Genomic DNA, 12567 nt, shown 5'->3' on the forward strand with positions numbered 1-12567 from the left:
TCCCTTTCCCCAAAATGGTTAATTACTTATATATTCCCCCAGTCCTTTTCCTTTAGGGCTGGGGAACCTTTTTGCGTGGAAACCGCCACTCTGCATCCTATATCAGACCTTTCACTGTTTCTCCTTGGATGAGTTCTGGTTGATAATAGTTTTCGTTTTTCAAATCTTTTTTGCCTTGTAGTTTCTTAATGATCCATTCTGCTGCATCGTGTCCCATTTTTTCTTGCGGATGTGTTAAAGTAGTCAACTTGATATTAGCGTTTTTTGCCATATAGGAATTGTCCTGACCAATAATCGATAATTGGTCTGGAATGGCGATGTTCAGTTTTCTGCATACATGAACAACCTCTAACGCTACCTCATCGTTATAGCAGACAATCGCTGTCATTCCATCCATGTTTTCCTGTAGAAATTCCTTTAATTTTACATTTAAATCAGGCTTTGTTTCGGTTGTAAAAGAATAAACATGCTCTGCTTGAAAACGCAGCTTTGCTTCTCCTAATGCTTTTATGTATCCCTTCATACGAAACTTTCCTTGTAAGTCATCCATTTTTGCTATAAGGCCAATTTTTGTATGCCCTTTTGCGATTAATTCATTTGTTGCAAGATAGCTAGATTTCACATCATCAAGACAGAAGAATGGCACTTCTAGTTCTTCATAATAGGCATTGACCATAATGAATGGAACATCTTGCTCTTTAAAGGATAGATAGTAAGCAATATTTGGATTGTATAAATTACTTTTTGTCGGCTCAACAATTAAACCGTCTACTCCAAATGCCAGCATCATTTCTAATGCCTTCTTTTCTTGTTCCACATCATTGTTTGTGCTTGCTAATAATAAAGAATAATCTTCTGCATTTAACCGACTTTCAATTCCTCGAATAATGGAAGGGAAGATATAATCAGATATATAGGTAGTAATAACACCAATTGTTTTCCTTTTGGATTTTCCATTCCCTTTTAATTGATAGTAGTTACTTACATAGGTACCAGATCCTTTTTCACTTCGGAGAAATCCGTCATTAGACAATTCCAAGATTGCTTTTCGCACCGTATGACGGCTAACTTTATACATTTCCTGCAAGATTGATTCAGTAGGAATTTGTTCTCCAACCTGATAATCTCCAGAAAGAATTTTACTTTTTATATCATCAATGATGATCTGATACTTTAATTTCATTTAATGCACTTCCTTCAATGTAATGACGATCCGGTATTTGTATGGTCATATTTTAGCATAACTGCTACAGAAACAAAACAATGCATATTAGTGCATACAAATTAAACACAGCTAATGCCATTTTACTTTTCCGACAATTTTTTATACGAATATACATAAATTTATATTCAGGCTAGTATTAATAGTAATAAGGCTATTCATAATTCTTTTTATTTGTATGAACATCTATAAATATATTTGACAAAGGTACGTACACATTATAAAGTATAGGTATAAAAATGATATTAATAAAGACCATTATCTCCACTGATTACGAAACCGCTGTCAAGGAGGGAATATATGAAAAATAATCGAGCAAATACCAAACAAGATATTGTTGAGGGGGCAACCTCACTTGGAATTGAATTCGGTTCCACGCGAATCAAAGCTGTCTTAATTAACAACCGTTTTGAAACCATCGCAACTGGAAGTTATGAGTGGGAGAATCTTTTAGAAGATGGTTTTTGGACGTACAATTTAGTGGACATTATTACTGGTTTACAAACAGCTTATAGTGAAATGAAACAAGAGGTTGAACGAAATTATGGGGTAACTATTCGCACAGTTGGTTCGATCGGGTTTTCTGCGATGATGCATGGCTATTTAGCCTTTGATCATACTGGTGAACTACTTGTTCCATTTCGAACTTGGCGCAATACTACCACAAGTACTGCTGCAAAAAAATTAACTGATGTATTCCAATTCAATATTCCAGAAAGATGGAGTATTGCACATCTTTACCAAGCTATCTGGAATAATGAACAGCATATCCCGCGTATCGACCATATTACTACTTTATCTGGATATATTCATTGGTTATTAACTGGTCAAAAGGTCATCGGCATTGGCGATGCTTCCGGTATGTTCCCAATTGATGAAACAACGCAAGATTATAATGAATCAATGATAGAACAATTCGATGCATTAATTGCTGCAAAAGAATACCCTTGGAAACTGAAGGATATCCTTCCAAAAGTCGCTATAGCCGGAGAACAAGCCGGAAAATTAACAGAAATCGGCGCAAAAATTCTGGATCGTTCACGGAATTTACAACCAGGTATTCCCCTATGTCCTCCAGAAGGAGATGCCGGTACAGGGATGGTTGCAACCAACAGCGTGAAGAAACGGACTGGAAACGTCTCCGTTGGAACTTCTGTTTTTGCCATGATTGTATTAGAAAAAGACCTTTCAGCCGTTCACCCAGAAATTGATATTGTCACAACTCCAGATGGATCTCCAGTTGCAATGGTCCATGCCAATAACTGTACGAGTGATTTAAATGCCTGGATGCGCCTATTCCGCGAATTTTCAGAAGCAATGGGACAAAAGGTAGAAATGGACAAATTGTTCCATGTTTTATTAAACACTTCTTTGAAAGCGGATGCAGATGGTGGCGGATTGCTAAGCTACGGCTATTTTTCAGGTGAAAATATCACTGGTTTAGAAAGTGGCCGTCCCTTATTCGTCCGCTCGCCAGAGAGCAATTTTAATTTAGCAAACTTTATGAGAACCCATCTCTTTACGGCCTTTGGAGCTTTAAAAATTGGAATGGATATTTTGACCAAACAAGAAAATGTTACCATAGACAGCATCTTAGGACATGGCGGTTTATTCAAAACGCCTGTCGTGGGACAAAAAATTGTGGCAGCTGCAATGAACACACCTGTCTCTGTCATGGATACTGCTGGAGATGGCGGCGCATGGGGAATCGCTATTCTCGCTTCTTATATGTTAAATAATAACGAGCATGATAGTTTAGAAGATTATCTCGACAAAAGAGTATTTAAAGAGATAGATAAGCAGACGATTTATCCAGACCGCTTTGACGTAGAAGGCTTTGAAGAATTTATCGAACGCTATAAAAAAGGGCTAGCAATCGAAAAAGCTGCAATCGAAAATTTGATTCTTTAAAGGATAATTGGAGGGATTTACATGTTAGAAAAGCTGAAAGAGGAAGTTTTTCTCGCAAATTTGGAATTACCTAAGCAGGGACTCGTGAAATACACATGGGGAAACGCCAGCGCCATTGATCGCGAAAGTGGTTTATTCGTGATTAAACCTAGCGGGGTTGATTATGAAACAATGCAGCCAAGCGATATGGTCGTAATAGATTTAGAGGGAAATGTTGTAGAAGGAACGTTGAATCCCTCCTCTGACACAGCTACTCACGCTGTTCTTTATAAACATTATCAAGAAATCGGCGGAATTGTCCATACTCATTCCACTTGGGCAACCATTTGGGCTCAGTCAGGACTTGATCTTCCCGCTCTGGGAACTACACACGCTGATACTTTTTATGGTGCTGTACCATGTGCTCGCTTTTTAACACAAGAAGAAATTGATCGTGGTTATGAAGCAGAGACTGGTAAAGTAATCATTGAAACTTTCGAAGAACGGGGATTAGACATCTTAGCAATCCCTGGCGTTTTGCTGCATGGTCATGGTCCCTTCACTTGGGGAAAAGATGCTAAATCAGCTGTTATGAACAGTGTCGTGTTGGATGAAGTGGCCAAGATGAATTTATTTACAAGAGAATTAAACCATTTTTCCAAAGAATTGCCGCAGCGTATTTTGGATAAACACTATTTACGAAAGCATGGAAAGAATGCTTATTATGGTCAAAAGTAATATTAAGCTACTAAACTATTATTAGAAAGAGGGAAATAGCATGTCAACTAATAAAGTATTTTGGTTTGTTGTAGGATCCCAGCATCTATACGGCGAAGAAGCGTTAAAGGAAGTCAAAGCCCATGCACAAACAATGACAGACACTTTAAATGAAAGTGGTCTGCTCCCTTATCCGCTTGTTTTGCAAGATTTAGCAGTGAGCGCAGATACCATTACAAAGATGATGAAAGAAGTTAACTACCGAGATGAAGTAGCTGGTGTTATCACCTGGATGCACACTTTCTCCCCTGCGAAAATGTGGATTCGCGGCACCAAGCTATTACAAAAGCCCTTGCTTCATTTAGCAACACAATACAATGAAAGCATTCCATGGGATACAATTGATATGGACTTTATGAATCTAAATCAAGCAGCTCATGGGGACCGAGAGTACGGTTTCATTAATGCACGTTTGAAAAAACAAAATAAAGTAGTGGTTGGCCACTGGCAGCGCGCAAAAGTACAGCAGCAAATTGCTGATTGGATGGACGTAGCTGTCGCTTATAACGAAAGCTTTCAAATTAAGGTTGCGCGATTTGGCGACAACATGCGTAATGTCGGGGTGACAGAAGGAGATAAAATCGAAGCACAAATACAATTTGGCTGGACCGTTGATTATTTTGGAATCGGCGACCTTGTTCAATATGTAAATGAAGTAAACGAAAATGAAATAAATGATTTATTTGCACAATATGAAGAACTATATGACTTTGACTACGGAAGCTATAATAAGGAAGATTGGGAAGCTAGCGTAAAAGTGCAGGCAAGCTATGAAATTGCCATTAAACGCTTCCTTGATGAAGGTGGATACAACGCTTTTACCACAAACTTTGAGGATTTATATGGCATGAAACAGCTCCCTGGTCTTGCTGTCCAGCGTTTAATGGCGCAAGGCTATGGATTCGCCGGCGAAGGCGATTGGAAAACCGCTGCACTTGATCGCCTTCTAAAAGTAATGAGCCATAACGAGTCAACAGGCTTTATGGAGGATTACACCTATGAATTAGCAGTTGGTCAAGAAGCCGCACTTCAATCACATATGCTCGAAGTCGATCCAACTTTAGCAAGCAATAAACCGAAAATTATTGTATCTCCATTAGGGATTGGCAATCGCGAGGATCCAGCTCGATTAGTATTTGATGGAAAAGCAGGAGATGGAGTTGTTGTTTCCATGGCTGACTTCGGTACTCATTACAAGCTTTTAATCAATGAAGTATCCGCATTCGAACCAACCGTTCCAGCCCCAAATCTTCCAGTAGCTCGGGTATTATGGAATATCAAACCAAATTTTCAAGACGGCGTAAAGGCATGGATCGAAAACGGTGGCGGCCACCATACAGTCGTTTCTCTAAACCTAACAACCGATCAAATTATCACCTATGCAAAACTAGTTAATTTAGAATATGTCGTGATTAAGTAATGACCTCGGAGGGACGGTTCTAGTACTCCCCGCCCTCCACTTCACAAAAAGGACGGTTCTTGTGATTATTATAAATTCTCACAAGAGCCGTCCTTTTGCTTCTTCTACTCTCATTTATTCAACTATTTCCTCCTGGACCACTACTTGAATTAACTCGATTATAATGGACTATTTCTCCTAATTTATCAGCTTGTTTATTTTCGTCAGGTGCAGTCATTCCAGATTTCTTTGCGAAAAATAGTACAAGTCCCACCACAATTACCACTGGGGCAAATAGCCATAAAAATATCATTTTTACACCTCCACATCTATTGTTTAACAATTGCTACTTAAGAATACGTTTTAAAGAGCTAATTAGTTTCATTTATTTGGAAAAATATTTTATAGTCGATTCTTGTATTTTTTCCACCTATGCCGTCGGTTAGACTTATATATTTTAACTCCCAAAAAAGCCACAACTCCATTTAGAATAGCTCTTTTTCTCCATTTCACTTTTCCTTTATTTTCTTACTTTACTTTTTCGATGCTTATTATTTCTGTTAAAGAAATCAATATGATTTGATGCTCTCCGTTGCTATAATAAACCAAAGCTCCCTCTTGTTCTCCCTTTTTCCAACCATATGATTGTATGGCTTTTGCATATCCAAAGGGAATACCATGTTCTTCTGATGCGCTTGACCATTTATAAGTTTTTGTCGTTTCATTTCCTCTAATTATTTCAGCATTTCTAGGAACGGGGAAGCCGAAAAAATCTTTGGAAGATTGATAAGGAAAATAGATAAATAAATAATAGCAGCCTCCTATTAACAGAATTACTAAAGCAAATATCAAAACTACTTTTTTCTTCAACATGCTTTCCCTTTCTAAAGCATTTATTTTAAAATCCTAATATTTATATTCATCATAATATTAACAAAAAAACTTTACTTATTAAAAGTACTAAAAAAAATCAGATTAATCGATAGTTCTTCAACTACTGCTTAATATGTATGCATAGCACCATTCTATCAAGAAGAGCCCTTTTATTATTAGCGATCCCTCTTGCATACCGTAACGAATTTTTGACGAAAAAGAGTCACTTCCCCATTATTGATCAATCGGATTTTCTTCTATTGCGACTAATTCTCCATCTGCTCCTAAGCCTTTCAAATGGATCTTGCCACTTCTTCAGCCGTTTCTTTAATACCTCGATTAGCTACACTTGGCTGCTTACCAAAGTTAAGCAGCCATTTAAGATTTTATTTACCTTTCTCCAATAGTGGAGCGGTAACCTGTTCTAATCCAACTAAGCCGAGAATTGTTAATAATATTTTTTGTGCCCCAGTATAAGCGCCGGCAGGGTTATAATATTCCTGCAATGTATGGAATCCTCCACCTTCCCCACCGCCGCCGAGCGTTAAGGCTGGAATCCCTAAATGAATAGGAACGTTCGAATCAGTGCTACTCGCCTGATCTAGAATCGGTTCAAACCCTAGCGCTGCTGTCGCACATTGAGCAGCTTGCACAATGACACTATTTTTATCTTGTGATCCCGCTGGACGATCACCTACCTTTTCTATCTGAAGACTAACTTGTGCTTCCACATTCCAGCGATCATTTTCTTCTTCTTTTGCTTGCTCCATCAAATGTAAAAATTTACTTTCGATTATTTCAAGTTCTTCTTGTGAATTCGAACGTAAATCAACTAGCATTTCCGCTGTTTCCGCAATCGTATTAACAGATGTTCCTCCCTTTATCATGCCTACATTAAACGTCGTCTTTGGTTCAATAGGTGTCGCTAGGTCAGAAATTTTGGCAATTGCTCGCCCTAATGCATGAATGGGACTTGGAATACCGAAATTCCCAAAGCTATGCCCACCAGGTCCTTTAAATAAAACATTAAATCTTTTGCTTCCTGTGCCTAAATAAGTGATACGACTTGGATCCCCAGGCTCAATCGAGATAAAACCATCTATATCTTGACGACTTTCAAATAATGATTTCACCCCTCTTAAATCTCCCAGTCCTTCTTCCCCCACTGTGGCACCAATAATAAGATCCCCTTCTGTCTTTATCCCCGCCACAGCAAGCGCTCGAATAATGGTTAAAACAACAGCTAACCCTCTTCCATCATCACAAATCCCCGGAGCATAAATTAATCCGTTTTTGCGGACTGCCTTTACATTTGTCCCTCTTGGAAACACGGTATCTAAATGAGCACAAACAACTAAGGAAGGACCTTTCCCGCTTCCTGGCAGCACACCAAAAACATTTCCTACTTCATCTGTAGTTACTTCCCTAACACCTAACGCTTCTAATCTCTTTTTATACCATTCTCCTTTTTCCTTTTCTTCAAAAGTTGGTGCCTCTATTTCCGTCAGTTCAATTTGTTCCTCAGTTGTTGCTTCATTATCCTCTTCTAAAAACTCTAGTGCTTTTTGGACTTGCTCATTCTCAGCAAGTAGTTTATATACTTGCCCCACCTTCTTGGTAACCCCCTCTGTTTTCTGCTCAACATTTGTCATGAAATCTGCACTCCTCTCTCACTTTTTAATCAATCATATAAATGAAAAGCAACAACATGTTTATCGTTAATTTGTAATTTCCGAAGGCACTTCCTGCTTACATCGATCCATTCTAAATGGACATCTTATATTGAAATACACTCCTTATTAAGAACTTAAAAGCTTTTTCCTCTATTTTAAAAATATTCTGTCTTTTCAAATTGCGGTTGTATGCTCTTTTAAACGAATGATCCCTATATTTCCTTCTAGATTGATTTGCGTACCATATGGCTCAGAAAGTTTAGCAAGTCTTTGCAATATGTCCTGATTATCGGATAGAACCGGCCAGCCTCTTTCATATCTTTTCTTCCCATAGCCTAATTCCACTGGGTAGAGCTTTAGTTCTGATAATTCACCTTTTTCCATTGTCCAAACTGGAATAACCGATTCCCAAATTTTATGATTTGTCCCAAACCCAATTGTGTTATTTTTACTTCTTTTATCTAGTGCATCTGCGACATTATCCGTATGACTTAATTGATACTTTTCATAAAAGTCTGTTGGTAAATAAGGTACAGTGTCATTTTGAAAAATAAAATTACCTAAGCTGTAAAATATCGGACGATTTTTATAAATTTCTATTCCTCTTAATACATGCGGACCGTGACCAATGACAGCATGTGCTCCTTCATCAATGCATCTTCGAGCAAACTTCTCCAAAAACTGAGCAGGTAGTTCCTTATCTCCTTTTCTCATTTCGTGAGCATGAATACTTACAATAATATAGCGAGCTTGTCTTTTGGCCTGTTTAATACTTCTTATGATCCGTTCCATATCTCTTTCATCCGGTGTAGTCGTTTGTCCTTCTTCTTTGCTTTCTTCGAATAAGTAGTCTCCAAAAGAAAAAATCCCATCGGTTCTTCTTAAAAGAAAGCCTTCTTTAATGGATAATTCTTGAGCTGCATTTATATAAGTGGTTGAGGCTATTTGCTTTAAAGTATTCATATTTTCAGGTGTAATCTGGTGGGTGGTTTTATAACGTAGTGGATTAATGCCAGGTCTTCCCATCATATCTGGGCGTTGCTCTCCTGCTACCCATGACTCATGAAAGGTGGATGTGGCTGATATTAAGGCAACTCTGCCAGGATCTGTCTCTAGATATCTGGGTTCACTCGCATAGGCCAAATTCTGTCCAGCACCTGCATGTACAAAGCCTGACTTATTTAAATATTTTTCTGTCGCTTTCAATCCATCAATAGAATAATCCAAGGTATGATTATTCGCCCATGCAAGGGTATTAAATCCATAATTCTTTAAATCAGACAGAAGTTCTGGAGACCCCATCGCCCAAGTACCTCCACTTTCTGCTCCGGGAATACCTTCATTATGATGAAGTGTGACTTCTAAATTCGTAAATCGAAAATCAGCTTGATTAATAATTCCAGCAATTTCTTTATAGGATGCAGTTTTGACTGGAAGCTTACGTGTGATAAAGGAATCACCAGTCGCGGCAAATGTAATGATATCTCGCATTTTTCCTCCCCCTTTATTCTTTTATCAAATTCGGAATATTTCCTTAATTAATCCTTAAATTAAAGTATAGAGAGACAAAATATCAAAGTCAATAACACATGTTAAAAACCCTGTAAGATTATCTGACATAATTCTCCTCTCCAATTATTACAGAATTATTACGGAAATTCAGTTTGCTCATTATTTATTTCCTATAGTATACTCGAGGAAAAAATAGTCGGAGGCAATGCAATCATGAAAGCAAAAGCTGGGCTGCTCGGCCCAAAAGACTCGGTCCAGAAAATAATGAATATCGCTAAAGAATTCCAGCCCACTCTAGAAGTTATTCCATGTATTTATAACGAACCAAGTGACTCGGTAGCAATTGTAGAACAAAAGCAGCAATTTGTTGATTTTTGGATATGTACAGGATATACCCCTTACCATTTGACGAAAAAATTTCACCAGCAGCAATTATTTTTTTATCCACGGTTTAATCAAGGCGCTATTGCCATCATCCTATTAAATATTCTTTATAAGGATGGAAAAAACATTGAAAAAATTAGTATCGATAGTTTTTTTAAACAGCAATTTATCGACCTTTATCAGGAAAACCATATTCCTTTAGACCAATTACATTTATTACATAATGTCGGACTCTCAACCAATGACATTGTTGAATATCATACTAATCTCTTTCGGAATAGGAAAGTAGATATTTGCATCACCTCCCTTCGCTCCGTTTATGACAAGCTTGTTTCGCTGAATATTCCTGTCTATCGAGTGACTGCCACAAAAGAGAATATTAAACAAACGATTAGCGAAGGGTTTGAAAAATGGGAAAAGCTCCATTTCCGTAATTCCCAAATTGCAGTCATGATGATAAAAATTGGGGAAATGATGGATACAGCTGCAAAGGATTCGATTTCCTATGATTTACATCGATTAAATTTAAAAATCCAAAATTCCGTATTAGATTTTGCTGAATCTGTTTCAGGGTCTTTTATTACGACAGGTATCGGCAGCTTTATTATTTTCTCGACAAGGGGCTCGATTGAAAGAAACGGTCAACAAGGAATTTCCCTTCTTTCTCAGATAGAGCTGCTTACAGATTCTAAAGCAAATGTCGGAATTGGTTATGGGGACACCGCCATGATTGCGGAGAAAAACGCCATTCTAGCACTGGAACATGCAGAGGCATATGGAACCTATACCGGTTTTCTTGTCGATGATATAGGAAATATTACTGGTCCACTTCAGCAAAATCAAACCATAGGATTTAATTACAGGGTGACAGATGAAGAGCTTAGCAATAAACTCAAAAAAGCAGGAGTGACTATTAGCACCTATAACAAATTGATCTCTATCCAAAAAAATACTGGAAAACATGCAATAACTGCATCAGACGTAGCTGAATGGCTCAAAATGACACCAAGAAATGCTAGAAGAATACTGACAAATTTAAAAGAACAAGGACTAGCCAAAATAATCGGCGAAGAAGTTCCTCTTACAAGAGGAAGACCAAGAAAGATATATCAGATTGGTACATAAAAGGACGGTTCTTATGAGTCGGATGATCTCACTAGAACCCTCCTTCTGCTTCCCTTAATTACTGATCACTTCTAAAAGTTTGTTAATATCTTCTGTAGAAGCCGCATAGAGATGGACATGATTATTCGATCTTACTGCGAAATAGACATTGTTCTTTTTACCAGAGTATCCGTATTTTAATAGATTTGAATATTGCTTGGAACTTAGCTGCACTTGCAGATGTATCCCATTTGAATAATCCCCTCCCACTCCATAGAAATTAGTATTCTGTACCTGATTTACATGAAGCTCATTTACAATTCCATCAACACCTGAAAACGCTTGATCATCAGAACACATTTCAATTCACTCCTCAAATTCCTTTTCTCCCCTTATTGTACTCCACATAGATTCGAAAAAAACCTTATTTGTGTATCAATTCACATACATTTCATAAAGGGAAGCAAGAGAAGTTCTTCCGTTTCCCTTTTTAGCTAAAAAAGGTTATTTTGAATTTTTCTCTTAACAGGTTTCTTGTTTTTATCCTTAGTTAAATGCCCTCGCTAGAACTTATTCTCTGTTTCTCTTTCTAACCCTTTGACAACGAGCGGGCTTGTTCTTATAATAAATGAGGAATGTAATAATAAAACCTGATGTAGGACGTGGATTTTTCTAGAGGAAACTCTATTTTCGCCACACGATTGTCTTTTGACAATTGTGTGGCTTTTTATGTTGAAAAGGAGGAAATTTATTTTGGCAAAATGGAATTATGCTTTAATCGTTTTTTTAGGTGGCTGCTGTTACGGAATTTTGTCTACATTTGTTAAACTTGCCTATGCTGCTGGATTTTCGGCAGCTGAAGTAACAGGTGCACAATATTTATTTGGTACAGCCATTACATGGATTCTTGTATTACTTACAAAGAAATATAAAGTAACGTTCATGCAAGCTATTAAACTCTTATTATCTGGTATTCCGTTTGGGATGACAGGAATTTTCTATTATCAATCCTTACAAACAATAAATGCTTCCCTTGCAATTATTTTACTGTTTCAATTTGTTTGGATTGGCACGCTTTTCGAAATGGTTATTTATAAGAAAAAGCCTACAAAGGAGAAGGTCATCTCGATTATTATTCTTCTATTCGGCTCTGTTCTCGCAGGAGGCATTTCTTTAGAAGGGGGCATGGATATTTCCTGGCAAGGTGCCGGTTGGGGATTACTTTCTGCCTTCACCTTTGCTACTTTTATTTTTCTTAGCGGATCTGTCGGAAAGAACACTGCTCCTCTCCTAAAGAGCGGCCTTCTTTCAGTAGGTGGCTTATTCGTTGTTTTTCTAGTATTTCCACCGGTTTATTTAATGGATTTCTCTACGTTAATAGGGGTAGCACCATATGGATTGCTGCTTGGAGTTTTCGGTGCAGTTCTTCCGCCTCTGCTCTATTCTATTGGAATGCCACAAATTGGACCGGGACTTGGCACTATCTTAACAGCTTCTGAGCTTCCTGTAGCTGTCTCGATGTCTGCATTTGTTTTAGGAGAACAGGTTGGCATGCTGCAATGGATCGGTGTTGCCTTAATATTAGGAGGAATCGCTTTTAGTAATGTTCGACTATCCAAAGCAAAAATAGCTTCCTATTAAGGGACATTCTACCGATTCCCTCTAAAAACCTATTAAAACGAATAAGAGGATATATCTTTATAAAAAGTAATTAATGGGTATTAATTACTCCT

At 37.7% G+C, this 12567-nt stretch carries 11 protein-coding genes; 5 read left to right on the top strand and 6 right to left on the bottom strand.

The window, feature by feature from the left end; translation table 11 throughout:
- Positions 1–97 precede the first annotated feature (97 nt).
- On the bottom strand, positions 98–1183 hold the full coding sequence (locus tag NSQ92_RS19065; RefSeq protein WP_095320877.1) for a GntR family transcriptional regulator: 1086 nt from the start codon (positions 1181–1183) through the stop codon (positions 98–100).
- Positions 1184–1522: 339 nt separating this feature from the next.
- On the opposite strand from NSQ92_RS19065, the gene NSQ92_RS19070 reads away from it, so the two are divergent.
- The 3 genes from NSQ92_RS19070 to araA are packed head-to-tail and all read left to right on the top strand — an operon-like array spanning position 1523 to position 5309.
- A complete protein-coding gene (locus NSQ92_RS19070) occupies positions 1523–3133 on the top strand; it encodes a xylulokinase (protein WP_095320876.1) in 1611 nt (536 codons plus the stop codon).
- A gap of 21 nt (positions 3134–3154) precedes the next feature.
- Positions 3155–3850: an L-ribulose-5-phosphate 4-epimerase gene (locus tag NSQ92_RS19075; protein ID WP_047942116.1), complete on the top strand. Its 696-nt coding sequence runs from the start codon at positions 3155–3157 to the stop codon at positions 3848–3850.
- 40 nt (positions 3851–3890) lie between these two features.
- Complete coding sequence (araA, locus tag NSQ92_RS19080) at positions 3891–5309, top strand: L-arabinose isomerase (RefSeq protein ID WP_047942115.1); 1419 nt, start codon at positions 3891–3893, stop codon at positions 5307–5309.
- Between the two features lie 118 nt (positions 5310–5427).
- On the opposite strand, the gene NSQ92_RS19085 is transcribed toward araA, so the two are convergent.
- The 4 genes from NSQ92_RS19085 to NSQ92_RS19100 form a co-directional block, all read right to left on the bottom strand.
- Entirely contained in the window at positions 5428–5601 is a 174-nt protein-coding gene (locus NSQ92_RS19085) for a hypothetical protein (RefSeq protein WP_156485407.1), read from the bottom strand.
- Positions 5602–5816: 215 nt separating this feature from the next.
- A complete protein-coding gene (locus NSQ92_RS19090; protein WP_095259257.1) occupies positions 5817–6161 on the bottom strand; it encodes a hypothetical protein in 345 nt (114 codons plus the stop codon).
- 386 nt (positions 6162–6547) lie between these two features.
- Positions 6548–7813: a M20/M25/M40 family metallo-hydrolase gene (locus NSQ92_RS19095; protein WP_341153087.1), complete on the bottom strand. Its 1266-nt coding sequence runs from the start codon at positions 7811–7813 to the stop codon at positions 6548–6550.
- A gap of 195 nt (positions 7814–8008) precedes the next feature.
- Positions 8009–9325 carry a CapA family protein gene (locus NSQ92_RS19100; protein WP_341153088.1) on the bottom strand — a complete coding sequence of 439 codons (1317 nt, stop codon included), beginning with the start codon at positions 9323–9325 and terminating at the stop codon, positions 8009–8011.
- A gap of 234 nt (positions 9326–9559) precedes the next feature.
- On the opposite strand from NSQ92_RS19100, the gene NSQ92_RS19105 reads away from it, so the two are divergent.
- Positions 9560–10855, top strand: a complete 1296-nt coding sequence (locus NSQ92_RS19105; protein WP_047942108.1) for a hypothetical protein — start codon at positions 9560–9562, stop codon at positions 10853–10855.
- 54 nt (positions 10856–10909) lie between these two features.
- Here NSQ92_RS19105 and NSQ92_RS19110 read toward each other — a convergent pair whose 3' ends face one another.
- On the bottom strand, positions 10910–11194 hold the full coding sequence (locus tag NSQ92_RS19110) for a hypothetical protein (protein ID WP_341153089.1): 285 nt from the start codon (positions 11192–11194) through the stop codon (positions 10910–10912).
- 393 nt (positions 11195–11587) lie between these two features.
- Between NSQ92_RS19110 and NSQ92_RS19115 the strand changes: the two genes are divergently transcribed.
- Entirely contained in the window at positions 11588–12475 is an 888-nt protein-coding gene (locus NSQ92_RS19115) for an EamA family transporter (RefSeq protein WP_172865225.1), read from the top strand.
- The last annotated feature ends 92 nt before the right edge of the window (positions 12476–12567 follow it).

Origin of the sequence: Niallia sp. FSL M8-0099, from assembly GCF_038006945.1 — a bacterium.
Taxonomy (GTDB): Bacteria; Bacillota; Bacilli; order Bacillales; family Cytobacillaceae; genus Niallia; species Niallia circulans.